At 73.3% G+C, this 24,752-nt stretch carries 20 protein-coding genes and 3 tRNA genes; 19 read left to right on the top strand and 4 right to left on the bottom strand.

What is annotated here, in order from left to right; translation table 11 throughout:
• Nucleotide 1 precedes the first annotated feature (1 nt).
• Genes DQ241_RS03400 through DQ241_RS03445 form a run of 10 tightly spaced genes read left to right on the top strand, consistent with a single transcriptional unit; the run spans nucleotide 2 to nucleotide 12,891 of the window.
• A complete protein-coding gene (locus tag DQ241_RS03400; protein WP_113828700.1) occupies nucleotides 2–2,479 on the top strand; it encodes an NADH-quinone oxidoreductase subunit G in 2,478 nt (825 codons plus the stop codon).
• Nucleotides 2,476–3,939, top strand: coding sequence for an NADH-quinone oxidoreductase subunit NuoH (gene nuoH, locus DQ241_RS03405; protein ID WP_113828701.1), 1,464 nt, complete (start codon nucleotides 2,476–2,478; stop codon nucleotides 3,937–3,939). The genes DQ241_RS03400 and nuoH overlap by 4 nt, the downstream gene beginning before the upstream one ends.
• Nucleotides 3,932–4,492 (top strand): NADH-quinone oxidoreductase subunit NuoI, encoded by a 561-nt coding sequence (gene nuoI / locus DQ241_RS03410; RefSeq protein WP_113828702.1) that lies wholly within the window; start codon nucleotides 3,932–3,934, stop codon nucleotides 4,490–4,492. Before nuoH ends, nuoI begins: the two co-directional genes overlap by 8 nt.
• Complete coding sequence (locus DQ241_RS03415) at nucleotides 4,489–5,298, top strand: NADH-quinone oxidoreductase subunit J (RefSeq protein WP_113828703.1); 810 nt, start codon at nucleotides 4,489–4,491, stop codon at nucleotides 5,296–5,298. Before nuoI ends, DQ241_RS03415 begins: the two co-directional genes overlap by 4 nt.
• Nucleotides 5,295–5,594 (top strand): NADH-quinone oxidoreductase subunit NuoK, encoded by a 300-nt coding sequence (gene nuoK / locus DQ241_RS03420; RefSeq protein WP_113828704.1) that lies wholly within the window; start codon nucleotides 5,295–5,297, stop codon nucleotides 5,592–5,594. The genes DQ241_RS03415 and nuoK overlap by 4 nt, the downstream gene beginning before the upstream one ends.
• 17 nt (nucleotides 5,595–5,611) lie before the next feature.
• Nucleotides 5,612–7,516 (top strand): NADH-quinone oxidoreductase subunit L, encoded by a 1,905-nt coding sequence (gene nuoL / locus DQ241_RS03425; protein WP_113828705.1) that lies wholly within the window; start codon nucleotides 5,612–5,614, stop codon nucleotides 7,514–7,516.
• Nucleotides 7,517–7,544: 28 nt separating this feature from the next.
• Entirely contained in the window at nucleotides 7,545–9,125 is a 1,581-nt protein-coding gene (locus tag DQ241_RS03430; protein ID WP_113828706.1) for an NADH-quinone oxidoreductase subunit M, read from the top strand.
• Nucleotides 9,122–10,660, top strand: a complete 1,539-nt coding sequence (gene nuoN / locus DQ241_RS03435) for an NADH-quinone oxidoreductase subunit NuoN (protein ID WP_113828707.1) — start codon at nucleotides 9,122–9,124, stop codon at nucleotides 10,658–10,660. Before DQ241_RS03430 ends, nuoN begins: the two co-directional genes overlap by 4 nt.
• 1 nt (nucleotide 10,661) lies before the next feature.
• Entirely contained in the window at nucleotides 10,662–11,729 is a 1,068-nt protein-coding gene (locus DQ241_RS03440) for a polyprenyl synthetase family protein (protein ID WP_113828708.1), read from the top strand.
• 10 nt (nucleotides 11,730–11,739) lie between these two features.
• Nucleotides 11,740–12,891, top strand: coding sequence for a sorbosone dehydrogenase family protein (locus DQ241_RS03445; RefSeq protein ID WP_113828709.1), 1,152 nt, complete (start codon nucleotides 11,740–11,742; stop codon nucleotides 12,889–12,891).
• Nucleotides 12,892–12,906: 15 nt separating this feature from the next.
• On the opposite strand, the gene DQ241_RS03450 is transcribed toward DQ241_RS03445, so the two are convergent.
• Nucleotides 12,907–14,013, bottom strand: a complete 1,107-nt coding sequence (locus DQ241_RS03450; protein ID WP_113828710.1) for a 2-oxoacid:ferredoxin oxidoreductase subunit beta — start codon at nucleotides 14,011–14,013, stop codon at nucleotides 12,907–12,909.
• A complete protein-coding gene (locus DQ241_RS03455; RefSeq protein WP_113828711.1) occupies nucleotides 14,010–15,992 on the bottom strand; it encodes a 2-oxoacid:acceptor oxidoreductase subunit alpha in 1,983 nt (660 codons plus the stop codon). The genes DQ241_RS03450 and DQ241_RS03455 overlap by 4 nt, the downstream gene beginning before the upstream one ends.
• 176 nt (nucleotides 15,993–16,168) lie before the next feature.
• Here DQ241_RS03455 and htpX point away from each other — a divergent pair, with 176 nt between their 5' ends.
• On the top strand, nucleotides 16,169–17,041 hold the full coding sequence (htpX, locus tag DQ241_RS03460) for a zinc metalloprotease HtpX (RefSeq protein ID WP_113828712.1): 873 nt from the start codon (nucleotides 16,169–16,171) through the stop codon (nucleotides 17,039–17,041).
• A gap of 68 nt (nucleotides 17,042–17,109) precedes the next feature.
• On the opposite strand, the gene DQ241_RS03465 is transcribed toward htpX, so the two are convergent.
• Entirely contained in the window at nucleotides 17,110–17,601 is a 492-nt protein-coding gene (locus tag DQ241_RS03465; RefSeq protein ID WP_113828713.1) for a YajQ family cyclic di-GMP-binding protein, read from the bottom strand.
• Between the two features lie 87 nt (nucleotides 17,602–17,688).
• On the opposite strand from DQ241_RS03465, the gene DQ241_RS03470 reads away from it, so the two are divergent.
• A tRNA-Tyr gene (locus DQ241_RS03470) sits at nucleotides 17,689–17,770 on the top strand.
• A gap of 49 nt (nucleotides 17,771–17,819) precedes the next feature.
• On the opposite strand, the gene DQ241_RS03475 is transcribed toward DQ241_RS03470, so the two are convergent.
• The gene (locus DQ241_RS03475; protein ID WP_233492178.1) at nucleotides 17,820–18,251 is read right to left on the bottom strand and encodes a pilus assembly protein TadG-related protein; all 432 of its coding nucleotides are present in this window, start codon (nucleotides 18,249–18,251) and stop codon (nucleotides 17,820–17,822) included.
• A 152-nt stretch (nucleotides 18,252–18,403) separates the two neighbouring features.
• On the opposite strand from DQ241_RS03475, the gene DQ241_RS03480 reads away from it, so the two are divergent.
• The 7 genes from DQ241_RS03480 to DQ241_RS03510 all read left to right on the top strand — a co-directional run bounded on the left by DQ241_RS03480 (nucleotide 18,404) and on the right by DQ241_RS03510 (nucleotide 24,742).
• The gene (locus DQ241_RS03480) at nucleotides 18,404–18,697 is read left to right on the top strand and encodes a hypothetical protein (RefSeq protein WP_113828714.1); all 294 of its coding nucleotides are present in this window, start codon (nucleotides 18,404–18,406) and stop codon (nucleotides 18,695–18,697) included.
• On the top strand, nucleotides 18,694–20,775 hold the full coding sequence (locus DQ241_RS03485; RefSeq protein ID WP_113828715.1) for a hypothetical protein: 2,082 nt from the start codon (nucleotides 18,694–18,696) through the stop codon (nucleotides 20,773–20,775). Before DQ241_RS03480 ends, DQ241_RS03485 begins: the two co-directional genes overlap by 4 nt.
• A 434-nt stretch (nucleotides 20,776–21,209) precedes the next feature.
• The gene (locus DQ241_RS03490; protein ID WP_233492179.1) at nucleotides 21,210–23,726 is read left to right on the top strand and encodes a bifunctional diguanylate cyclase/phosphodiesterase; all 2,517 of its coding nucleotides are present in this window, start codon (nucleotides 21,210–21,212) and stop codon (nucleotides 23,724–23,726) included.
• Nucleotides 23,727–23,807: 81 nt separating this feature from the next.
• A tRNA-Thr gene (locus tag DQ241_RS03495) sits at nucleotides 23,808–23,880 on the top strand.
• Nucleotides 23,881–23,933: 53 nt separating this feature from the next.
• Nucleotides 23,934–24,007: transfer RNA gene (locus DQ241_RS03500), tRNA-Met, on the top strand.
• A gap of 95 nt (nucleotides 24,008–24,102) precedes the next feature.
• Entirely contained in the window at nucleotides 24,103–24,267 is a 165-nt protein-coding gene (rpmG, locus tag DQ241_RS03505; RefSeq protein WP_113828717.1) for a 50S ribosomal protein L33, read from the top strand.
• Nucleotides 24,268–24,301: 34 nt separating this feature from the next.
• Nucleotides 24,302–24,742: a MaoC family dehydratase N-terminal domain-containing protein gene (locus DQ241_RS03510; RefSeq protein WP_113828718.1), complete on the top strand. Its 441-nt coding sequence runs from the start codon at nucleotides 24,302–24,304 to the stop codon at nucleotides 24,740–24,742.
• Nucleotides 24,743–24,752: the final 10 nt, after the last annotated feature.

The following is a 24,752-nucleotide window of genomic DNA, read 5'->3' on the forward strand; positions in this document are numbered from 1 at the left end:
GATGACGCCCACCAGTCCCGGCCCGGCCCCCGCCGTCCCGCCGGGAGCGCCCGGTCCGCACACCCCGCCGGACGCCGTCCGCTGCACCATCGACGGCTTCGACGTCGCGGTGCCCAAGGGGACGCTGATCATCCGGGCCGCCGAGATGATCGGCGTGCAGATCCCGCGGTTCTGCGACCACCCGCTGCTCGAGCCGGTCGGGGCCTGCCGCCAGTGCCTGGTCGAGGTCGAGGGCCAGCGCAAGCCGGTGGCCTCCTGCACCATGCCGGTCACCGAGGGCATGGTCGTGCAGACCCAGCTCTCCAGCCCGGTCGCCGACAAGGCGCAGCAGGGCACGATGGAGCTGCTGCTGATCAACCACCCGCTGGACTGCCCGGTGTGCGACAAGGGCGGCGAGTGCCCCCTGCAGAACCAGGCGATGAGCAACGGCCGCACCGAGAGCCGGTTCGTCGACGAGAAGCGCACCTACCCCAAGCCGCTGCCGATCAGCACCGAGATCCTGCTCGACCGGGAGCGCTGCGTGCTCTGCGCGCGGTGCACCCGGTTCTCCCAGCAGGTCGCCGGTGACCCGTTCATCGAGCTGTTCGAGCGCGGCGCGCTGGAGCAGGTGGCGATCTACGAGGACGAGCCGTTCGAGTCCTACTTCTCCGGCAACACCACCCAGATCTGCCCGGTGGGCGCGCTCACCAGCGCCCAGTACCGGTTCCGCGCCCGGCCGTTCGACCTGCGCAGCGAGCCCAGCGTGTGCGAGCACTGCGCCTCGGGCTGCGCGATGCGCACCGACTTCCGCCGGGGCAAGGTCACCCGGCGGCTGGCCGGCGAGGACCCGGCCGTGAACGAGGAGTGGACCTGCGACAAGGGCCGCTACGCGTTCCGCTACGTGACCGCCAACCAGCGGCTGACCACCCCGCTGGTGCGCCGGGACGGCGAGCTGCAGCCGGCCTCCTGGCCGGAGGCGTGGGCCGCGGCCGCCGCAGGTCTGCGGCAGGCGCGCCAGGACGGCGGCGTCGGGGTGCTGCCCGGCGGCCGGCTGACCGTCGAGGACGCCTACGCCTACGCCAAGTTCGCCCGGGTGGCGCTCGGCACCAACGACGTCGACGCGCGAGCCCGCGCGCACTCGGCCGAGGAGCTGGCCTTCCTCGGCTCCGTCGTCGCCGGCACCGGCCCCGGCCGCGGGGCCGTCACCTACGACGAGCTGGGCACCGCCCCCGCCGTCCTGCTCGTCGGGTTCGAGCCCGAGGAGGAGTCGCCGATCGTCTTCCTCCGGCTGCGCTCGGCGGTGCGCAAGCGCGGCCAGCAGGTCTTCGACATGGCGCCGTTCGCCACCCGTGCGGCCGAGAAGCTGCAGGCCACCGTGCTCACCACGCTCCCGGGGGCCGAGGCGTACTCGCTGGGCGCGCTCGCCGAGGGCACCTGGGGCGGCCCGGCCGTCGAGGCGGTGCGGCAGCCCGGCGCCGTGGTGCTGGCCGGCGAGCGGCTGGCCGAGGTCCCCGGCGCCTTCTCCGCCCTGGTCGCGCTGGCCCGCGCCACCGGCGCCCGCCTCGCCTGGGTGCCGCGGCGGGCCGGCGAGCGCGGTGCGGTGGAGGCCGGCGCGCTGCCGACGCTGCTGCCCGGTGGCCGTGACGTCACCGACGCCGCGGCCCGCGCCGAGCTGGCGCAGCGGTGGGGGGCCGAGGTGCCCGCCTCCCCGGGGCGCGACACCACCGGCATCCTGACCGCCGTCCGCGACCGGAAGCTGGCCGGCCTGCTCGTCGGCGGCGTCGACCCCGGCGACCTGCCCGACCCGGTGCTGGCCGAGAGCGCGCTGGCCGAGGCCCGGTTCGTGGTCAGCCTGGAGATGTTCCCGACCGCGGTCACCGAGTGGGCCGACGTCGTCCTGCCCGTCGCCGCCGCACCGGAGAAGGCCGGCGGCTACCTCGACTGGGAGGGGCGGCTGCGGCCGTTCGACGCCACCCTCCACGGCACCGGCCAGCTGACCGACGCCCGGATCCTGCACGGCCTGGCCGACGAGATGGACGTCGACCTCGGCCTGCCGTCGGTCGAGGCCGCGCGCGCCGAGCTGGCCGCGCTCGGTACGGCCGAACGCCCGGCCGCGAGCGCCGGCCTCGACGTCGAGCCGGCCTACCCGCCGGAGCTGCGGCCCGGTGAGGCGGTGCTCGCGTCGTGGCGCCAGCTGCTCGACGCCGGCACCCTGCAGCGCGACGAGCCGGAGCTCGCCGGCACCGCGCGGCACCCCGTGGCCCGGATCGGCGTCGGGACGGCCGCCCGGCTGGGCCTGACCGACGGCGAGCACCTCACCGTCACCGGGGCCACCGGCGCGATCGACCTGCCGGTCCGGATCACCGCCATGCCCGACGACGTCGTGTGGCTGCCGATGCGCTCACCGGGCAGCGACGTCCGCTCGGTGCTCGGCACGCGCCCCGGCGGCGTGGTCCGGCTCGGTGCCGGCGCGACCAGCACCCGGGGAGGGGCCGCGTGAACCTGCTCGCCAGCCCGGACCAGCCGACGCTCGAGGACTTCGGCCACGACGTCTGGTGGATCGTGCTCATCAAGATCGTGGGCGTCTTCGTCGTCCTGGTGCTGATGACGCTGTTCGCGATCGTCTTCGAGCGCAAGGTCGTCGCCCGGATGCAGCAGCGGGTCGGCCCCAACCGGGTCGGCCCCCGCGGCTACCTGCAGAGCCTCGCCGACGGGCTGAAGCTGGCGTTCAAGGAAGACATCATGCCGGCGCTGGCCGACAAGCCGGTGTACTTCCTGGCACCGGTCATCGCCACCATCCCGGCGTTCCTCGCCTTTTCGGTGATCCCGCTCGGCCCGACGGTGAGCATCTTCGGCGAGCGGACCCCGCTGCAGCTCACCGACGCCCCCATCGGCGTGCTGGTCGTGCTGGCCTGCTCTGCCATGGGGATCTACGGCATCGTCCTGGGCGGCTGGGCCTCCGGGTCGACCTACCCGCTGCTGGGCAGCATGCGCAGCGCGGCGCAGATGATCAGCTACGAGATCGCCATGGGCCTGTCGATCGTCGCGGTGTTCCTCTACGCCGGCACGATGTCGACCTCGGAGATCGTCGCGGCCCAGGCCGACGGGAACCAGGTGAGCTTCTTCGGCTGGGAGTTCACCGGGCCCAGCTGGTTCGCGGTGCTGCTGCCGGTCTCCTTCGTCATCTACGCGATCGCGGTGGTGGGTGAGACCAACCGCGCCCCCTTCGACCTCCCCGAGGCCGAGAGCGAGCTGGTCGGCGGCTTCCACACCGAGTACTCGTCGCTGAAGTTCGCGCTGTTCTTCCTGGCCGAGTACATCAACATGGTCACCGTCTCGGCGCTGGCCGCGACGCTGTTCCTCGGCGGCTGGCGTGCCCCGTGGCCGCTGTCGATCTGGGACGGCGCCAACACCGGCTGGTGGCCGCTGCTGTGGTTCTTCCTCAAGGTCGTCGCCGCGCTGTTCGTCTTCATCTGGCTGCGCGGCACGCTGCCGCGCCTCCGCTACGACCAGTTCATGCGGTTCGGCTGGAAGGTGCTGGTCCCGACGGCGCTGGTGTGGATCCTCGTCGTCGCCACGATGCGCACCGTCTCCCGCGAGGCCGATCTGTCCACCGGCCAGGTGGCGCTGTTCGTCGGGGTCCCTGTCGCGCTCGTGGTACTGGCCGGCCTCCTGGTCGCGAGCCGGGCGGCCAACCGGGACACCCGGCTCATGGCCGAGCAGGCCTCCGCCGGTGCGGTGCACGCGGTCGATCCCGAGCCGGAGGTGCTCCCACCGGCCGGTGCGCGCCGGCGTCCCACGGGTGGCCCGAGCCGCGCCGAGGGCGGCTTCCCGGTGCCCCCGATGGACCTCAAGGTGCCGCCGTCGCCCCGGCTGCGGCACACGGCACCGGCCGACGGCGCGGTCGTGAGCACCGGCCGCCGCGGCACGGCGACGGTGGAGGAGGACGGCGATGTCTGAGATCGAGCGGTCCACCGGGCCGCGCAACCGCCCGGCGACGCGTGACAGCGTCATCCCGGCGCCCGGGCAGGGCTTCGGCGTCACCTTCGCGCAGATCTTCCGCAAGGTGACCACCGAGCAGTACCCGTACGAGCCGAAGGTGACCAAGCCGCGCTACCACGGCCGGCACGTGCTCAACCGGCACCCGGACGGGCTGGAGAAGTGCGTCGGGTGCGAGCTGTGCGCCTGGGCGTGCCCGGCCGACGCCATCTACGTCGAGGGCGGCGACAACACCGAGGACGCCCGCTACTCGCCGGGGGAGCGCTACGGGCGCGTCTACCAGATCAACTACCTGCGGTGCATCTTCTGCGGGCTGTGCATCGAGGCCTGCCCCACCCGCTCGCTGACGATGAGCAACGACTTCGAGCTGGCCGACGACAACCGGGCCGACCTGATCTACACCAAGGAGCAGCTCATGGCGCCGCTGCTGCCGGGCATGGAGGCTCCGCCGCACCCCATGCGCCTGGGCGAGGACGAGAAGGACTACTACCTGCGCCCGGTGGAGGGGTCGTGACCGAGACCCTCTCCGGTGGCGAGACCGTCGTCTTCTGGGTGCTGGGGCCGATCGCGCTCGCCGGTGCCCTCGGCATGGTGTTCAGCCGCAACGCCGTCCACTCGGCGCTCTGGCTGGTGAACACCATGCTGGCGCTGGGTGTCTTCTACGTCGTCCAGTCCGCGCCGTTCCTGGGCGCCGCCCAGATCATCGTCTACACCGGCGCGATCATGATCCTGTTCCTGTTCGTCCTGATGCTCGTCGGCCGCGACTCCTCCGACTCGGTCGTGGAGACCCTGCGCGGCCAGCGGGTGGCCGCTGCCGTGCTGGGACTCGGTTTCGCCGCGCTGGTCGGTGCCGGCATCGCCCGGGCGACCCAGGACCTCGTGGTCTCCGGGCTCGGCGATGACGGCGGGAACGCCAACGTGACCGCGATCGCCGAGCTCCTCTACACCCGCTACCTGCTGGCCTTCGAAGCCACCGGGGCGCTGCTGATCGTGGCCGCGGTCGGTGCGCTGGTCTACACCCAGATCGAACGGGCTCCCGGCTCGCGGCGCGGTCAGAAGGAGCTCGCGCGGGCGCGGTTCCTCACCACGGACCGGCCGCAGACGCTGCCCGGGCCGGGGGTCTACGCCCGCGCCAACTCGGTCGCCGCGCCGGCGCTGCTGCCCGACGGCACCACCACCGAGGAGAGCTTCGCCACCGGTATCGAGCCGCAGGAGGTCGACCAGATGCCCCGTCCCACCGGCAGGGAGCAGCTCGGCTCGCCCGACGGCGCGCTCGGCACCCTGGACCCGGCACCGTCCGACCGGGGGGACGGCCGGTGACGCTGAACTACTACCTCGTCCTCGCCGCGCTGCTGTTCACCATCGGCGCCGTCGGGGTCCTGGTCCGGCGCAACGCGATCGTCGTCTTCATGTGCATCGAGCTGATGCTCAACGCGGTGAACCTGACGCTGATCACCTTCGCCCGGTCCACCGGCACCGTCGACGGCCAGATCATCGCGCTCTTCGTGATGGTCGTCGCCGCGGCCGAGGTCGTGATCGGACTGGCCATCATCATGTCGATCTACCGGACCCGCCGGTCCGCCTCGGTCGACGACGCCAACCTGCTCAAGTACTGACGCCGGAACGGGGACCGATGGAGACCATGTCGGCTGAGGGCCTGCTGAGCTGGTCCTGGCTGCTCGTCGCGCTGCCGCTGGCCGGCGCCGCGGTGCTGCTGCTGGGCGGCCGCCGCACCGACCGCTGGGGCCACCTGCTGGGGACGGCGACCGTCGCGGCGGCGTTCGTGCTCGCGGTGCTGTGCACGGTGCAGCTGGCCGGCCTGGACGAGCGGCGGGCCGACGTCGACCTGTTCACGTTCATCAGCAGCGGCGACCTCGACGTCCGCGCCGGGCTGCTGCTCGACCCGCTGTCGCTCACGTTCGCGCTGCTGATCACCGGCGTGGGCTCGCTCATCCACGTCTACTCGATCGGCTACATGGCGCACGACGCCGGCCGGCGGCGCTTCTTCGCCTACCTCAACCTCTTCGTCGCGGCGATGCTGCTGCTGGTCCTCGGCAACAGCTTCGTGGCCCTCTACGTGGGCTGGGAGGGCGTCGGCCTGGCGTCCTACCTGCTCATCGCGTTCTGGTACACCCGCCCGGCCGCGGCCACCGCGGCGAAGAAGGCGTTCATCATGAACCGGGTCGGCGACGTCGGCCTGGCCCTGGCCATCTTCGTGATGTTCGCCCAGCTCGGGACGACGTCCTACGCGGGCGTGTTCGCCGCCGTGGGCACGCTGGCCGGCGGCACGGTCACCGCGCTCGGCCTGCTGCTCCTGCTGGGCGCCTGCGGCAAGTCCGGCCAGTTCCCGCTGCACGCGTGGCTGCCCGACGCCATGGAGGGCCCGACCCCGGTCTCGGCGCTCATCCACGCCGCGACCATGGTGACCGCGGGGGTCTACCTGATCGCCCGCTCCGCGCCGATCTACGACGAGACGCCGACCGCCCGGGCGGTCGTCCTCGCCGTCGGGGCGGTGACGCTGCTGATCGGCGCGATCGCCGGGTGCGCCTTCGACGACATCAAGAAGGTGCTGGCGTACTCGACGGTCAGCCAGATCGGCTACATGTTCCTGGCCGTCGGGCTCGGCCCCGCCGGGTACGTCGCCGGGCTGGCCCACCTGCTCGCGCACGGCTTCTTCAAGGCCGGGCTCTTCCTCGGCGCCGGGTCGGTCATGCACGCGATGGACGACTCGGTGGACATGCGCCGCTTCGGCGGGCTCTGGCGGAGGCTGCCGGTCACCTTCGTGACGTTCGGCCTGGGCTACCTGGCGCTGATCGGGTTCCCGTTCCTGTCGGGCTACTTCACCAAGGACGCGATCATCGAGGCCGCGCTGGACCGGGACGACGCCTGGGGGTGGGTGCTCGGCGGCGTCGCCGTCCTCGGCGCCGGGCTGACCGCCTTCTACATGACCCGGCTGATGCTGATGACGTTCTTCGGCCGGCCGCGGTGGGAGGACGGCGTCCACCCGCACGAGTCGCCGTCGGTGATGACGGTGCCGATGGTGGTGCTGGCCGTCGGCTCGGTGGGCGCGGGCTTCCTGCTGGTGCGTGCCTTCCCCCTGGCCGACTGGCTGGAGCCGGTGTTCGGCGAGGAGCACGAGGCGGAGCACGTCGTCGCGCCGCTCACCGTTGGCCTGGTGGTCACCGGCGTGATGCTGCTCGGCGTGCTGGCCGCCTGGCTGTTCGTCGGCCGCCGCGAGGTGCCGGTGCTCGCGCCGGTCCGCGTCTCGCCGGTCACCCGGGCCGCCCGCAACGCGCTCTACGCCGACACGGTCAACGAGTCGCTGCTCATGCGTCCCGGGCAGTGGCTCACCCGCGCGCTGGTGTGGCTGGACAACCGCGGGGTCGACGGCGCCGTCAACGGGCTGGCCGCCACGCTCGGCGGCTCCTCGTCCCGGCTGGGGCGGGCGCAGACCGGCTTCGTGCGCACCTACGCCCTGGGCATGCTCGGCGGCGCCGTGCTGGTCGCCGGGGCCCTGCTGGCGGTGACGGCGGGATGAGCCGGCTCCTCGGAAAGGGATCCCGACTGTGAGCGACTTCCCCTGGCTCGTGGCGATGATCGCCGTCCCGGCGGTGGGCGCGGCGGTGGTGGCCGCGCTGCTCAAGGGCCGCGAGCTGCTGGCCAAGCAGCTGGCCCTCGCGGTCAGCCTGGTCGTGCTCGCGCTCGCGGTGCTGGCCACCGTCGCCTTCGACCGCGGCGGCGACCGCTTCCAGCTGACGACGTCGGTGTCCTGGATCCCCGACTTCGGGGTCGACTTCGCCCTCGGCGTCGACGGCATCGCCCTGGTGATGCTGCTGCTGATCGGGGTGCTGGTGCCGCTCGTCGTGGGCGCGTCCTGGGAGGACCCCGCTCCCGAGGGCCGGTCGATGCGGGTCTTCTTCGCCTGGCTGCTGCTGCTCGAGGCGATGATGGTCGGCGTCTTCGCCGCGACCGACGTCTTCCTCTTCTACGTCTTCTTCGAGGCGATGCTCGTCCCGATGTACTTCCTGATCGGCAGCTTCGGCGGGCCGCGGCGGCAGTACGCGGCGGTGAAGTTCTTCCTCTACAGCCTGGTCGGCGGGCTGGTCATGCTCGCCGCCGTCATCGGGCTCTACGTGGTGAGCAGCAGCCAGCTGGGCGAGGGCACCTTCGCCTTCGACGCGCTGCGCCAGCTGGAGATCGACCCCGGTGTGCAGAAGCTGCTGTTCCTCGGCTTCTTCGTGGCCTTCGCGATCAAGGCGCCGCTGGTGCCCTTCCACACCTGGCTGCCCGACTCCGGTGCCGAGGCGCCGATCGGCGGGGCGGTGCTGCTGGTCGGCGTCCTCGACAAGGTCGGCACCTTCGGCTTCCTGCGGTACTGCCTGCCGCTGTTCCCCGACGCCTCTCGCGACTTCGCGCCCTGGATCCTCGGCCTGGCGGTCGCCGGCATCCTCTACGCCGCGCTGCTGGCCATGGGGCAGAGCGACATGAAGCGGCTGGTGTCCTACACCTCGATCTCGCACTTCGGCTTCATCGCGCTGGGCATCTTCGCGTTCACCACCGAGGCGGGCACCGGCGCGGTGCTCTACATGGTCAACCACGGCCTGGCCACGGGGCTGCTGTTCCTCGTCGTGGGGATGCTCATCGCCCGGGGCGGGTCGCGGCAGATCGGCGACTACGGCGGGGTCGCCGCGCAGGCGCCGAAGCTGGCCGGCGCGTTCCTGGTGGCGGGGCTCGCGTCGCTGGCCCTGCCGGGCACCAACAGCTTCGTCAGCGAGTTCCTGGTGCTGATCGGCTCCTACCCGTCGCGCCCGGTCTTCACGGTCGTCGCCACCCTCGGCATCATCCTGGCCGCCCTGTACATCCTGCTGATGTACCAGCGGACCATGCACGGCCCGCCGCGCGGCGTGCTGATGGCGGCGCCGGACGAGGCCCCCGGGGCGCTCGGCGGCGGGTCCACGGCGGTCCTCACCGCACCGGCTCCCGCGCCGTCCCGGCTGCGCGTCGCCGACCTCAGCGGCCGCGAGCTCGTCGTCGTCGCGCCGCTGGTCGCTCTGATCATCGTGCTCGGCGTCTACCCGCAGCCGCTGCTGGACCTGATCGAGCCCGCCGTCACCGCCACGCTCAGCGACCTGGGAGCGCCCCGATGATCGACGCACCGGACCTCTCCCTGGCAGCGCTGGCCCCGCTGCTGCTCGTGTTCGGCGCGGCCTGCGTCGGCGTGCTGGTGGAGGCCTTCGTCCCGCGCGACCGGCGGCACGCGGTCCAGGTCGCCGTCGCCCTCGTCGGCACCGTCGGCGGGTTCGCCGGCACCCTGCTGCTGGCCGGCACCCGGGAGGTCACCGCGGGCGCCGCGCTCGCCGTCGACCCCGCGGGCCTGTTCCTCCAGGCGACGGTGGTGGGGCTCGGCGCCCTGGCGCTGCTGCTGTTCGCCGAGCGCTCGCTGGACCCGGCGCGGTCGGCGTTCGTGGCGTCGGCGGCCGTCCCGGCGGGGAGCGTCCGCGACCGCGAGCTGGCCACCTCGAGCCGGGTGCAGACCGAGGTCTACCCGCTGGCGACCTTCGCCATCGGCGGGATGATGCTCTTCGTCACCGCGAACGACCTGCTGATCATGTTCGTGGCGCTGGAGGTGCTCAGCCTGCCGCTGTACCTGATCAGCGGGTTCGCCCGGCGCCGGCGGCTGCTGTCGCAGGAGGCCGCGCTCAAGTACTTCCTGCTCGGCGCGTTCGCGTCGGCCTTCTTCCTCTACGGGCTGGCCCTGGTCTACGGGGCCACCGGCAGCATCCGGCTCAGCGAGATCCGGGAGTCCGCGTCCGCCGAGGGCGGCGGCGTGCTGCTCGTGCTCGGCCTCGCGCTGCTGGTCGTCGGGCTGCTCTTCAAGGCGAGCGTCGCCCCCTTCCACGCCTGGACGCCGGACGTCTACCAGGGCGCCCCCACCCCGGTCACCGCCTTCATGGCGGCCTGCACCAAGGTCGCCGCCTTCGGGGCCATCCTGCGACTGCTCTACGTCGGGTTCGGCACCGAGGAGTGGACCTGGCGCCCGCTGGTCTACGGCGTGGCCATCGTGTCGATGGTCGTCGGCGCCGTCCTCGGCCTCACCCAGACCGACCTCAAGCGGATGCTCGCCTACTCCTCGATCGCGCACGCCGGTTTCCTCCTCACCGGCGTGCTCGGCCTGGGCGCGGACGGCGCCGGCTCCGGGCTGGCGGCCACGATGTTCTACCTGCTCACCTACGGGCTGACGACGCTCGGCGCCTTCGCCGTCCTCACCCTGGTGCGCGACGGCGACGGCGAGGCCGTGCACCTGTCCCAGTGGGCCGGGCTGGCCGCCCGGTCGCCGCTGACCGCGGCGGTCATGGGCCTGTTCCTGCTGGCACTGGCCGGCATCCCGCTCACCGCGGGCTTCACCGGCAAGTTTGCGGTGTTCCGGGCAGCCATCGAGCAGGGCGCCTGGCCGCTGGTCCTGGTGGCGGTGCTGGCCAGCGCCGTCGCCGCGTTCTTCTACCTGCGGGTCATCGTGCTCATGTACTTCTCCCCGCCCGCGGTGGACGGCCCCACCGTCGGCGTCCCCGGTGTGCCGACGACGCTGGTGCTCGCCGTGACGGCGACGGCGACGCTGGTGCTGGGGATCGTGCCCGGGCCGGTGCTCGACCTGGCCGAAAGGGCGGCTATCTTCGTCGGTTGATATGACCGGAGCCCGTGCCGCAGCCGACGGCACCCCCACCGAGGCCGTCTCCGAGGGCTGGCACCGGATCTCGACGCCGGCCTCGACCGTCGGTCCCTGGCTGCCCGAGGGCGAGCTCGGGCCGGCCCTCGCCGAGGGGCTGGCGCGGGTCGAGGCGGCGCTCACCGAGGCCGTGGGCAGCGAGCACCCGTTCGTGCGCGAGGCCGCCGGCCACCTCATGGCCGCCGGGGGCAAGCGGCTGCGCCCGATGCTGGCGCTGCTGGCCGCCCAGCTGGGCGATCCGCACCGGCCCGAGGTCACCACCGCCGCCGTCGTCTGCGAGCTGACCCACCTGGCCACGCTGTACCACGACGACGTCATGGACGAGGCCGCCGTCCGCCGGGGTGCGCCGAGCGCCAACAGCCGGTGGTCCAACAGCATCGCGATCCTCACCGGCGATCTGCTGTTCGCCCGCGCCTCCGACCTCCTGGCCGACCTCGGCCCCGAGGCGGTCCGGCTCCAGGCGCAGACCTTCGAGCGGCTGGTCACCGGGCAGATCCGCGAGACCGTCGGCGCCCAGCCCGGTGACGACCCCATCGCGCACTACGTCGAGGTGCTGGCCGACAAGACCGGGTCGCTGGTGGCCACCTCCGCCCGTTTCGGCGCCTCCTTCGCCGGCGTCGACCCGGCCCTGGTCGAGGAGCTCACCGCGTTCGGCGAGGAGTTCGGCGTCGCCTTCCAGCTCGCCGACGACCTGATCGACATCGTCAGCGTCGAGGGGCAGTCGGGGAAGCTGCCGGGCACCGACCTGCGCGAGGGGATCGCCACGCTGCCGGTGCTGTTCGCGCTGGCCGGCGACGACCCCGCCGAGGCCCGGCTGCGCGAGCTGGTCGCCGCTCCGCTCACCGACGACGCCGAGCACGCCGAGGCGCTGGAGCTGCTCCGGGCGTCCCGCTCGCTGGCCCGGGCCACCGAGGTCACCCGCGAGTACGCCGACCGGGCCCGGGCCCGGCTGTCCGCGCTGCCCGAGGGCGACGTGCGCGAGGCGCTGTCGGCCCTGTGCGACTACGTGGTGACCCGCACCAGCTGAGAGGACCAGCATGCTGCCCAGCGCCCGCACGTCCGCGCTGGGCGCCTGCACGGTCGCCGTGCTGCTCGCCGGGTGCTCCGCGGACGGCGGGTCGCGGGTCGGCGAACCCTCCTCCGCGGTCCCACTCCCCACCGGGTCCTCGGTGGCCGGACCGCGCCTGGACGTGGCCGTGGTCGCCGACGGCCTGGACCACGTCTGGGACGTGGTCCAGGCACCGGACGGCACCCTGCTGGTCGACGAGCGCGGCGGCGGGTTCACCGCGGTCCTTCCTGACGGCTCCGCGCGCGAGGTGGCCGCGGACCTGGACGACCTCTTCGCGGACGGCGAGACCGGGCTCATGGGGATGGCGCTGGACCCGGCGTTCGGGGAGAACCGGCGGCTCTACAGCTGCCAGGGCGACACCGGCGGGAGCATCCAGGTCGTGGCCTGGTCGGTGGCGCCGGACTGGTCCGCGCTGACCAGGGTCGACGACCCCCTGGTGGGCGGCCTGCCGCTCAACGAGCGCAGCGGGCGGCACGGCGGCTGCCGGCTCGAGTTCGCGCCCGACGGCGCGCTGCTGGTCGGCACCGGCGACACGGCACGCGGGCCGGTCGCCCAGGACCCGGGCTCGCTCGGCGGCAAGGTGCTCCGCGTCGAGCCGGTCACCGGGGACGTGGCCGTGTGGACCCTCGGGCACCGCAACGTCCAGGGCCTGGCCGTCCGGCCGGGCAGCGAGCAGGTGTTCGCCGTCGAGCACGGGCCCGACCGCGACGACGAGGTCAACCTGCTCGCCGAGGGCGGCAACTACGGCTGGGACCCCGACGGCGGCGGCTCCTACGACGAGAGCGTGCCCATGACCGACCCGGCCATCCCCGGCGCCGTCCCGGCCGTGTGGTCGTCGGGGAGCCCGACCCTGGCCACCAGCGGCGCGACGTTCCTCGACGGCGAGCAGTGGGGGAGCTACGACGGCCTGCTGCTCGTCGCGCTGCTCAAGGCGCAGGGGGTGCTGGCGCTGCGCCTGGACGACGACGGCGCCGTCGTCGAGCAGTTCCGGCTGCCGGAGCTCGACGGCGCGCACGGGCGGATCCGCACCGTGCAGCAGGGGGTCGACGGCGCCCTCTACGTCACCACCGACAACGGCGGAGGCCGTGACGCGCTGCTGCGCGTCACGGCCTCCGGATGAGCCGCGGGGTCCCCCTCAGGCGCTGACCTCCCAGGTGTCGCCGCCGGCGAGCAGGGCGCCGAGGTCGGCGGGCTGACCGGCGCGCGCGGTGTCCACCTGCTCGGTCATCATCGCGTCGTAGGTCGGCTTCTGGACGGCGCGGAACACACCCATCGGCGTGTACCGCAGGTCCTGCGATGAGAGCCGGGACAGCGCGAACGCGTACGACGGGTCCTGCCGGGTGGCGTCGTGGACGACGATGTCGTCGGCCGCCACCTGGTTGGTCTCGGCGATCCGCAGACCGCCGAAGTCGTCGCGGACCACGCACGAGGCGCCGTCCGGGCCGAACACCAGCGGCTTGCCGTGCACCAGCGGGATGCTCCACTGGGCGCCCGTGGCCGGGTCCTTGAGCAGGTCGAACGCGCCGTCGTTGAAGATGTTGCAGTTCTGGTAGATCTCGACCAGCGCGGTCCCCTGGTGCTCGGCGGCCTGCCGCAGCACGTCGGTGAGGCCCTTGCGGTCGGAGTCCATCGCCCGCCCGACGAAGGTGGCGTCGGCGCCCAGCGCCAGCGACACGGGGTTGAACGGGTGGTCCAGGGAGCCCATCGGCGTGGACTTGGTGACCTTGCCGACCTCGGAGGTGGGCGAGTACTGGCCCTTGGTGAGGCCGTAGATCCGGTTGTTGAACAGCAGGATCTTCAGGTTCACGTTGCGGCGCAGCGCGTGGATCAGGTGGTTGCCGCCGATCGACAGCGAGTCGCCGTCGCCGGTCACGACCCACACCGACAGGTCGGGGCGCGAGGCGGCCAGGCCGGTCGCGATCGCCGGTGCGCGGCCGTGGATGGAGTGCATCCCGTAGGTGTTCATGTAGTACGGGAAGCGCGACGAGCAGCCGATGCCCGAGACGATGACCATGTCCTCGCGGGCGATGCCGAGGCTGGGCAGGAAGCTCTGGACCGCGTTGAGGATGACGTAGTCACCGCACCCAGGGCACCAGCGCACCTCCTGGTCGGTCTTGAGGTCCTTGGCCTTGAGCTCGGTCCGCTTCTCGCCGTGGCTCTGGACCGAGGCGGTGACGGCGTCGGCGATGGGGCCGGGTGGGGTGGAGGACCCGGCGGGCATGCCGAGGTCGATCGTGGTCACTGGAGCACTCCGTTCGCGGGGGCGGCGGTGGTGGAGTCGATGGCGTCCTGGATGACCGCGGCCAGCTCGGCGGCCCGGAAGGGCAGCCCTCGGACCTGCGTGTGGCTCTGCACGTCGACGAGGAACTTCGCGCGCAGCAGCAGCGCCAGCTGGCCGAGGTTCATCTCGGGGCAGATCACCCGGTCGTACCGGGCCAGGACCTCGCCCAGGTCGGCGGGGAACGGGTTGATGTGCCGCAGGTGGATCTGGGCGACCTTCCGGCCGGAGTTCCGGATCCGCCGGCAGGCGGCGCCGATGGGGCCGTAGGTGGAGCCCCAGCCGATGACGGCGACGCGGGCGTCGCCGTCCGGGTCCTCGACGTCGGTGAGCGGGATGGACGCGGCGATCCCGTCGACCTTGGCCTGCCGGGTGCGGGTCATGAAGTCGTGGTTGGCCGGGTCGTAGGAGATGTTGCCGGTGCGGTCGGCCTTCTCCAGCCCGCCGATGCGGTGCTGCAGCCCCGCGGTGCCCGGGATGGCCCAGGCACGGGCCAGGGTCTCGGGGTCGCGCAGGTAGGGCAGGAACTCCGGCGTCCCGTCGGCTGTCTCGCCGTTGGGCTCGGTGGCGAACGCGACGGCCTGGGTCAGGTCCGGCAGCGAGTCCGCGTCCGGGATCTGCCACGGCTCGGCGCCGTTGGCCAGGTAGCCGTCGGACAGCAGCATCACCGGGGTGCGGTAGGTCAGCGCGATCCGTGCCGCCTCGACGGCGGCGTCGAAGCAGTCGCCGGGGGAGCGGGGCGCGATGACCGGCAGCGGGGCCTCGCCGTTGCGGCCGAACATGGCCTGCAACAGGTCGCTCTGCTCGGTCTTGGTCGGCAGGCCGGTGGAGGGGCCGCCGCGCTGCACGTCGACGATGACCAGCGGCAGCTCGGTCATGACCGCCAGGCCGATCGTCTCGGCCTTGAGCGCGACGCCGGGACCGGACGTCGTCGTGACGCCGAGCGCACCGCCGAACGAGGCGCCCAGAGCGGCGCCGATGCCGGCGATCTCGTCCTCGGCCTGGAAGGTGCGCACGCCGAAGGCCTTGTGCTTGGACAGCTCGTGGAGGATGTCCGACGCCGGGGTGATCGGGTACGCGCCGAGGAAGAGCGGCAGCCCCGAGCGCTGCCCGGCCGCGACCAGGCCCAGCGCCAGCGCCTGGTTGCCGGAGATGTTGCGGTAGCGGCCCGGCGCCATGGGGGCCGGCTTGATCTCGTAGGAGACGGCGAACGCCTCGGTGGTCTCGCCGTAGTTGTAGCCGGCCCGGAAGGCGGCGATGTTGGCCGCGGCGATCTCCGGCTTGCGGCGGAACTGGCGCTCCAGGAAGCGGATCGTGCCCTCGGTGGGCCGGTGGTACATCCAGCTCAGCAGGCCGAGGGTGAACATGTTCTTCGAGCGCTCGGCCTCCTTCTTGCCGAGGCCGGAGTCGGCGAGCGCGTCGAGGGTCATCGCGGTCAGGGGCACCGGCACGGTCTGCCAGCCCTCGAGCGACCCGTCCTCGAGCGGGTTGGTCGCGTAGCCGACCTTCGCGAGGTTGCGCGGGGTGAACTCGTCGGAGTCGATGATCAGCAGGCCGCCGCCGGGCAGCTCGGCGAGGTTCGCCTTGAGCGCTGCGGGGTTCATCGCGACCAGCACGTCCGGGGCGTCGCCCGGCGTCATGACGTCGTGGTCGGCGAACTGGAGCTGGAAGGAGCTGACGCCCGGCAGGGTCCCCGTCGGCGCGCGGATCTCGGCGGGGAAGTTCGGCAGCGTCTTGAGGTCGTTGCCGAAGGACGCCGTCTCGCTGGTGAACCGGTTGCCGGTCAGCTGCATGCCGTCGCCGGAGTCGCCGGCGAGGCGGATGACGACCCGGTCGAGCTCGACGACGCTCTTCACGAGGCCGCCGGGTGCCGAGGTGGCCACCGGCGCGGTGCTCCCGTCAGCGGGGCTCGCGGCATCGGTGGTCGGGGTGCTGCCAGTCATCAGTGGTGTACCTCCACCGGCCGAGGTTACGTGCGTGTGTCCGCGGCCGGGTGTGGATCCGGACACGATGAACGCGGGCTTTCCGGGGAAAACCACCCGCTGGGGCGGCTCATTCCCCCAGGGCGCCCGCGAGGGGGCCCGGGAACGGCGGCCCCGGCGACGCCGTTGGAGCGGACGTGCAGCGCTGGAACAACGGACTCAAGACCGCGGTGCTCCTCGGTCTCATGGGCGGCCTCATCCTCGCCGCCGGTGCGCTGATCGGTGGCCGGGGCGGCCTGCTGATCGCCCTGGTCGTCGCGCTCGGCGTCAACGGCTACGCCTACTTCAACTCCGACAAGCTGGCGCTGCGCGCCATGCGGGCCTTCCCCGTGACCGAGACGCAGGCGCCGCAGCTCTACGCGATGGTGCGGGAGCTGGCCACCGCCGCCCGGCAGCCGATGCCGCGGCTCTACGTGAGCCCGACCAACCAGCCCAACGCCTTCGCCACCGGCCGCAACCCGCGCAACGCCGCGGTCTGCGTGACCCAGGGGATCCTCGACCTGCTGGACCGGCGCGAGCTCCGGGGGGTGCTCGCGCACGAGCTCTCCCACGTCTACAACCGCGACATCCTGATCAGCTCGGTCGCCGGGGCCATGGCCACCGTGATCACCTACCTGGCGCACATGGCGATGTTCGCCTCGCTGTTCGGCGGACGCTCCGAGGACCGGGGCGGCGGGAACGCGCTCGGCAGCCTGCTGCTGGTGTTCCTCGGCCCGGTCGCCGCGGGTGTGGTGCAGATGGCGGTCAGCCGCAGCCGGGAGTACCAGGCCGACGCGACCGGCGCGCAGCTGTCGCAGGACCCGCTGGCCCTGGCGTCGGCGTTGCGCAAGATCGAGCGCGGCGCCTCCGCGCTGCCGCTGCCCCAGGAGGACCGGCTGGTCACCCAGAGCCACCTGATGATCGCCAACCCGTTCCGCGGCCAGGGCATGGCGTCGCTGTTCGCCAGCCACCCGCCGATGCCGCAGCGGATCGCCCGCCTGGAGCAGATGGCCCGCGAGCTCGGCCGCTAGAAGGACCTCCTCGCCCCCCGCCCCTCGTGCCTCGGGGTGGGGTTCTGCGAGGGGGCCGTTCCATCACCTCACCTGTAGTTGTCGAACTGCAGGGCGACGTCGAGGTCGGCTCCGCGCAGCAGCTGCTGCACGGCCTGCAGGTCGTCGCGCTTCTTGCCGCTCACCCGCAGCTGGTCGCCCTGGATCTGCGCCTGGACGCCCTTGGGGCCCTCGTCGCGGATCAGCTTGGCGATCTTCTTCGCGGTGTCGGACTCGATGCCCTGCTTGATCCGCGCGGAGATCTTGTAGACCTTGCCGGAGGACTGCGGCTCGCCGGCGTCGAGCACCTTCAGCGAGATGTTCCGCTTGATCAGCTTCTCCTTGAACACCTCGAGCGCGGCCGAGACCCGCTCCTCGGTGTCGGCCTGGAGGGCGACGCCGTCCTCCCCGGCCCAGGCGATCGTGGCGTTGGTGCCCCGGAAGTCGAAGCGCTGCGACAGCTCCTTGCCGGCCTGGTTCAGCGCGTTGTCGACCTCCTGGCGGTCCACCTTGCTCACCACGTCGAACGACGAGTCGGCCATGGGCCCATCCCTTCCGCAGAGCGGGCGCTCCCTCGGGTCCGAGGGCACGCTCCGCCGTCTTGTATCCTCTCCCGGTACCACCTGCACGGCGGGTTGCCCGAGTGGCCAATGGGAGCGGACTGTAAATCCGTCGGCTTAGCCTACGAAGGTTCGAATCCTTCACCCGCCACGCCTGGTACGAGCGGCCCCCGACCACCGGTCGGGGGCCGCTCGCTCTCTCAGCCCAGCGTGGGTGCCCGGGCGCTGGCCGTGGCGGTGCGCTCCAGCGGTTCCCCGGCCAGGAACAGCCACCCGAAGGCGATGTCCACGGAGCGGGTGCAGCGCACGGTCACCTCGACGCCGTCGGTCTCGGCCGACCACGCGTCCAGCTGCGTGCCGCCGGAGCGCAGCTGGTCGGCCACCGCCGCCTGCGCGGTGGCCCGGGTCAGCGGCAGCGACGTCCCCACCCCGCGGGCGTAGACGGCGGCCTCGTCGGCCTGGTTCGCCGCCGCCAGCGCGGCGCCGTCGCAGACCGACTGCACCTCCTGCTGCTCGAGGAACGCGTGCGAGGCGGCGATGGCGCCGAACGCCATCAGCGCGGCCACCAGCCAGCAGACCAGCACGAACGGGAGCGTCGAACCCCGCTCGCGGTCGTCCGGTCGGTGCAGCACGGGCCGCAGCGTAGGTGCTCGCGGAGGTTGTCCACGACCTGTGGACGACGGCTGTGGACGGTGTGGACACCCGATCGGGTGGCCGCCCACCTCGGCGCGGCGCCTGTGGACGTACGACGCGGGCACCCGGTGGACGGCGCCACACTGCGCCGGTGAGCTCGCCCGCACTCCAGCTGCCGGTCCCCGAGGTGTACGGCCTCGCCCGGTCCCTGCGCTCCTCGGCGGCCACCGCCGAGGACGCCGGCAGCCGGCTCGGCCCGGGATGCGAGGTCGACGGTCCGCTCGCCGAGGCCGCCGCCGCGCTGCTCGACTGCCACCGCACCCTGGCCGGCGCGGTGGCGGGGGAGCTGCGGTGGCTCGGCACCACGGTGGCCGTCGTCGCCGACTCCTGGGTGGAGCTGGACGCCACCGTGGTGCCCGCGCACGGCCGGGCGGTGGCCCGGTGAGCGGGCTGCTCCCCGACCCGGTGCCGCTCGACCCGCCGCCGGGCGACCCCGAGGCACTGGCCGGCCTGGTGGCCGGCCTCACCGCGGCCGCGCTGGGGCACGCCCAGCTGGCCGACCAGCTCGCCGCCGCGGCGGCACCGGGGTGGTGCGGGGCGGATGCCGACGCCGCCGCGGGCCAGGTGCGGCGGGTGCGCGAGCTGGCGGGCCAGGCCTCCGACGCCCTCCAGCGGGCCGTGACCCGCGTGGCCGCCCACCGGGAGCGCGTCGAGGAGGCGCGCCGTCAGCTGGCGGCCTCCCGGTCCGCCCAGGACGACGACGTCGCCGTCGCGGCGGCGCGGGTGCGCGCCGTCGTGGACCCCGCGGGGCTGGACCTGCCGATCGTCACCGCCGCGCTGGCGGACCTGAGGGCAGCGGAGGACGCGCGCCGGCGGCTGCACCGGGCGCTGCTCGGCGAGGTGGAGCGGGACGCGGCCGCCACCGCCGCGGAGCTCGCGGAGTGCTGCGCGGTGGCCGGCGGGACCGGCCGGCGTGACGACGAGGCCCGCGTGGTCCTGCACCTGGCCGGCGAACTGCCGGGCTGGGGGGCGGCGGAGCTCACCGCGCGGGGAACCGCTGCGGCCGTCGCGCTGCGCGAGCGGTTCGACGCCGCGGAGCAGGAGGCCGTCGCCCGCACCGTGGCGCCGCTGGCGGGGGAGGGGGCGTTCGCGGCGGCGCTGCTCACCGGCCTCGGGCGCGAGGGCTTCGCGGAGCTGCTGCGGCGGTTGGGGGACGACGCGCTCGACCGGGACGGCGCCGTCGCCGACCTGCTCGCCGGGGCGCTCGGGGCCCCGGTGCCCGCCGGAGCGGCCGACGAGGTCGCGGACGTGCGCGACGCCCGGTACGTGGACGCCGGCTCCCGGCTCGCCGACGCCGACCTCATCGCCGTCGGCATGGGCGTCGTCCTGGCCGCCGGCCGGGGGAACCGGCGCGCGGGGCCGCCGACGGCGACCGTGGAGAGCTGGGGGCGGCAGGTGCTCGCCCGGGAGCGCGCGCAGGGTCTGCACCGCGTGGTGGAGCAGGCGCAGGCGTTCACCTCCGGCCGGGCTCCGGTGGATCCGCTGCAGCAGGTCGCGGCCCGGCTGGCGGCGGCGGACGACCCCGGCGCGGCAGCCAGGCTGCTGGGCGGCGTCGGCACCTGGTCGTGGCTGCTCGAGCGCCCCTGGGACGACGGCGGCGCCGACCTTGCCGCGCTCGTCGCGCGCGCGGCGGACGACCCCGGACCCGCGGGGGACGACGTCGCGAGGTCCGGGCTGACGGCGCTCGGCACCGGCCTGGGCGACGACGGTGACCCCGAGCACTGGACCGTCGACCCCGCGACCGCGGCGGCCGTCACCCCCGCGCTCGGGGAGGTCGTCGCCGCGCACGCGGGCGTCGTCGCCGGAGCCGTGCACGCCGCGGCCGGCGGCGGTGAGGAGGACCGCACCCTGCTCCGCGGTCTCGGCCACCTGACCCTCGACCAGGCGGCGGCCATCCGGGTCGGCTTCGCGCTGCAGGACCTGCTGGACCGGCCGGACGACGCCGCGGCTCCGCTGTCCGAGGTGCGGGTGACCGCCGGCTACCTCGCGGTCCGCGAGTACGGGGAGCGCCTGGGGCACGCGCTGGAGGGTTTCACCCTGCAGGAGGCGGCGGAGCGCCGGTCGCGGCCCTACGCGCTGGCCCAGGAGGCCGTCTCGGCCGTTCCGGTGCGCACGGCGTACGGCATCGCCTCGAGTCTCACGCTCGACTACCTCGGGATGGGCCTGCGGCTGGACGGGACCTGGGAGCAGGGCCCCGACGACGGTCGCCGGCTGGACACCGCCGACGCGGTGCGGTCGGTGGCGGGGGTGGACGGCCTCACCGCCGCCGAGCGGTCCCGCCTGGCGGGTGCGGCGTTCGACGCCACGACCGAGGTCCTCGGGCACCCGACCGCGCCCGGATCGCCGCAGCAGCACTGGGTCCGGCCGCTCGTCGACGCCGCGGTCGGAGCCCTTCCGCCACCGATCCAGGCACCGGCCACCCGTTTCAGTGACCAACTGTGGGAACAAATCGACGCAGAGTGACGACACGAAGATCTGTCACCCGGTCGTGATCATCGGTGCTTGTCCGGACGAGTGACGGGAAGCAATGTTCCCAGCGCGGTCCGTACCGAACGACGCTCTGCCCCCGCGCGTAAGTGACTGCCGCAGATCCGCAGTCAGTCATGCCCAAGAGGAGGCGTCATGAGCAGCACGCAGCGTGGTTTCAAGTGGGGTCGCGGCTTCAAGTGGGGTCGCTGAGCCAGGTCCGCTAGGCCGGGCGTGAGCCCGGTACCGCTCTTCGCACGGGGGGCAGCCGGTCACCGACCGGCTGCCCCCCGTGTCGTTCCGGCCCCGCCGCCGTGCAGCTGCCCCGTCCGGGTCAGGAAGGGGTTCCGAGGGCGCTCACCGCTGTTAACCTGCGCCCGCCCAGCTTCCCTTCGGAATTGCAGGTGAGAGTGGCCGAGCAGGACGCCCGCGTGCCCATTCGGCCGCCGTTGATCACCAATCCCTGGACGGTCGCGTGGCTGGGCCTCGTCCTCGCGGGCCCGTTGTCCCTGCTCGTGCTCCCCGGGGACGCGACGACGCCCGGGGTGCTGGCGCTGTTCGCCGTCTTCGCCGCCTTCGTGGCCGCCGAGTCGATCAACCTGCAGTTCGAGATCCGGCGGCACACCTTCTACTGCTCGGCCAGCGAGGTCGTCTTCGTCCTGGCGCTGGTGGAGATCGGTGGTCTCTGGACCGCGGTCACGCGGGCGGTCGCCGTCGCCCTGGTGCTGGTGGCGCAGCACGTGCCGGCGGCCAAGACCGTCTACAACGTCGCGGTCGCCACCATCGAGGTGTGCGTGGCGGTCGCCCTGCTCGAGCTCCTCCCGGTGGGCACCATCGACTCCCCGGCGACCTGGCTGTGCTACCTGCTGGCCATCGTGGCCGCCGACGTGGTGGGCGCGCTGCTGGTCGTCGGCGCCATCACGGCCACGCACGGCAACCCCGGGCGCGCGGTCTGGACCGGGGTGTTCGGCCCCATCGTCATGGTCGGGCCCGTCGCGGTCCTGGTCGGCCTGGCCATCCTGCTGCTGCTCGACGTCACCGGCTGGGCCGTCGTCCTCATGGCTCCGCTGCTGGTGGCCCTCGGTCTGCTGTACCGGCACTTCGCGTCGGTCACGCGCAAGGGCCGCAGCGTGCAGCGCGTGTACGACTTCGCGCGCCTGGTCGAGCAGGTCCCGCCGGACGAGGCCGGGACGAGGCAGATCGTCGATGCGGTGCGCGACCTGCTCAACGCCGAGCGGGTGGCGCTCTGGCTGCCGCCCTACCTCGACGAGGAGCCGCGCCTGGTGGTGTCCGCCGAGAACGGCGACGCCTGGTACGACGGCCCCGGCGATCCCGACGACCTCTTCCGGCGCCTGGCCGTGGCCGACGGCGGGGGCCCGGTGATGGTCTCCCTGGGCCGTGCCGACGACGCCGAGACCGCCGCGCTGGCCCGCCGGGGCGTCTCCGAGCTCCTCGCCGCGCCGGTGATGACCGCCGCCGGCGAACCCGGGTACCTCGAGGTCTGCGACCGCCGCAGCGACGTGCTGTCCTTCGCGGAGAGCGACCGCGTCGCCCTCGACACCATGCTCACCCACGTCAACGCCGCGATCCGGCACCAGCAGCTGCTCAGCCAGATCCGCTACGACGCCGACCACGACCGGCTCACCGGCCTGCCGAACCGCCAGCGGCTGGCCGCCGAGATCGACCAGCTGCTCTCCGCCGACCCGCTGGGCGCCCGCGCCGGGCTGATCCTGGCCGCGCTGGGCAACTACACCGAGGTCACCGACACCCTCGGCCATGCGGCCAGCGACGAGCTGCTGCTCGTGACCGCCGGCCTGCTCCGGGAGCACGCGCCCCCGCAGGCGCTGCTGGCGCGCATGGAGGGCGAGCAGTTCGCCGTCCTGCTGCCGGGGCTGTCGCTGGCCGCCACCGAGCGGGCCGCGCGCCGGCTGCGCGAGGCGGCGTCCACCCGCGCGCGGGTCGCCGGGCTGGACCTGGAGGTGACGCTCACCATCGGCGTCGCCGCCGCCCCCGTGCACGGCACGGACTCCGGCACGCTCATGCAGCGGGCCGACGTCGCCCTGCTCGCCGCCGCCGACTCCGGCGGGGTGGCCAGCTACCACCCGGTGCTCGACCAGCAGAGCCTGCGCCGGCTGCAGCTGGGCACCGAGCTCGAGCAGGCCATGGCCGACGGCCAGATCAGCGTCGTCTACCAGCCGATCATCGACGCGCAGACCTCCGACATCGTCTCGGTGGAGACACTCGTGCGCTGGTCGCACCCGCGGTACGGGCAGATCCCGCCGGAGGACTTCATCCACCTGGCCGAGCAGATCGGCCGGATCGGCGCGGTCACCGACCACGTCCTCGACCTGGCGCTGGCCCGCTGCCGGCGATGGCTGGACCAGGACATCGCGCTCTCGGTCGCGGTGAACCTCTCGGTGCACAGCCTCACCGAGCCCGACCTGGTGACGCGCATCGCCCGCGCCCTGCAGAAGCACGGCGTGCCCGGTGAGCTGCTCACCCTGGAGCTCACCGAGGGCAGCGTCGTCGACGACTCCGTGCGCGACAGCACGGTGCTGGAGGACCTGCACGCCCTGGGCCTGCGGCTGTCGATGGACGACTTCGGGACCGGCTACTCGTCGCTGTCGCAGCTGCGCCAGCTGCCGATCGACGAGGTCAAGATCGACAAGTCCTTCGTGCTCACGATGTCGACCAGCCAGGGGGAGTCCTTCATCGCCCGGTCGATCATCGAGCTGGCCCACAACCTGGGGCTGCGCGTGGTCGCCGAGGGGGTCGAGGACGAGCTCACCCGCAACGCGCTGACCGAGATGGGCTGCGACAAGCTGCAGGGCTTCCTGGTCAGCCGGCCGCTGCCCGACGACCGCCTGGAGAGCTGGCTGCTGGCCCGGACCGGTGTCCGCTCGGTCGCCCCCGGGGCCACGCACCGGCGGTTGTTCGTCCGCACCTAGGCCGGTCTCCCGGCGTGCCGGGACCCCCCTGCGGAACGGCCGGCGCGGGCGGGGTAGAGTCTTCGACGGCTCGTTGAGCACGCCCCTTTAGCTCAGTCGGCAGAGCGTCTCCATGGTAAGGAGAAGGTCTACGGTTCGATTCCGTAAAGGGGCTCTGGCAGTACCCTGATCACCGGTCCGGTCGCGAGACCGGGCCGCTGGTCACCTGGCGGTGTAGCTCAGCCTGGTAGAGCAAGCGGCTCATAATCGCTGTGTCACCGGTTCAAGTCCGGTCACCGCTACTCCGGACGGACCCCGCCAGGGGTCCGTCCGCATGTCTGCACCACCGCGCCCGGCGTCACCGCCGGTCGCGTCCCGACAAGGCTAGGAGCACTCCGTGGCAGCCACCGACGTCCGTCCCAAGATCACCCTGGCGTGCCAGGACTGCAAGAGCCGGAACTACATCACCCGCAAGAACCGGCGGAACGACCCCGACCGGCTCGAGCTGAAGAAGTTCTGCCCGCGCGAGCGCAAGCACACGATCCACCGCGAGACCCGCTGATCCGAGATCCGCGGCTGAGCGAGAGGGCGGGAGCATGGCGCTGGACCGGGCACTGGTCGGGCGCAGCTACCCGCCCTCTGCCGTGTACGAGGTCGGACGGGCGAAGATCGCCGAGTTCGCCACCGCCGTCGGTGCGGACGACCCCGTGCACCGCGACCCCGAGGCGGCCCGCGCGGTCGGCCACCCGGACGTCATCGCACCGCCCACCTTCGCGATCGTCGTGAGCCTGGAGGCGGCGTTCGTCGTCCTCTCCGACGACGAGGTGGGCCTGGACTACAGCCGGGTCGTGCACGGCGACCAGAAGTTCACCCACCACCGGCCGATCCGGGCCGGCGACCGGCTGGTCGCGACCACCACGATCGACGCCGTCCGCAGCGCCGCCGGCAACGACCTGCTCACCACGCGGGTCGAGCTGGCCACCGAGGACGGCGAGCAGGTCTGCACCGCCACGTCGATGCTCGTGGCCAGGGGCTGAGGGGACAGGG

The organism is Blastococcus sp. TF02A-30, from assembly GCF_003319185.1.
GTDB lineage: Bacteria > Actinomycetota > Actinomycetes > Mycobacteriales > Geodermatophilaceae > Blastococcus.

What these genes read in the sequence shown, in the direction of transcription:
- DQ241_RS03465 (WP_113828713.1), bottom strand. Translation starts at nt 17,601, where the DNA reads ATGGCCGACTCGTCGTTCGACGTGGTGAGCAAGGTGGACCGCCAGGAG.
- DQ241_RS03510 (WP_113828718.1), top strand. Translation starts at nt 24,302, where the DNA reads ATGGCGCTGGACCGGGCACTGGTCGGGCGCAGCTACCCGCCCTCTGCC.
- nuoL (WP_113828705.1), top strand. Translation starts at nt 5,612, where the DNA reads ATGGAGACCATGTCGGCTGAGGGCCTGCTGAGCTGGTCCTGGCTGCTC.
- nuoN (WP_113828707.1), top strand. Translation starts at nt 9,122, where the DNA reads ATGATCGACGCACCGGACCTCTCCCTGGCAGCGCTGGCCCCGCTGCTG.
- DQ241_RS03445 (WP_113828709.1), top strand. Translation starts at nt 11,740, where the DNA reads ATGCTGCCCAGCGCCCGCACGTCCGCGCTGGGCGCCTGCACGGTCGCC.
- nuoI (WP_113828702.1), top strand. Translation starts at nt 3,932, where the DNA reads ATGTCTGAGATCGAGCGGTCCACCGGGCCGCGCAACCGCCCGGCGACG.
- DQ241_RS03400 (WP_113828700.1), top strand. Translation starts at nt 2, where the DNA reads ATGACGCCCACCAGTCCCGGCCCGGCCCCCGCCGTCCCGCCGGGAGCG.
- DQ241_RS03440 (WP_113828708.1), top strand. Translation starts at nt 10,662, where the DNA reads ATGACCGGAGCCCGTGCCGCAGCCGACGGCACCCCCACCGAGGCCGTC.
- DQ241_RS03455 (WP_113828711.1), bottom strand. Translation starts at nt 15,992, where the DNA reads ATGACTGGCAGCACCCCGACCACCGATGCCGCGAGCCCCGCTGACGGG.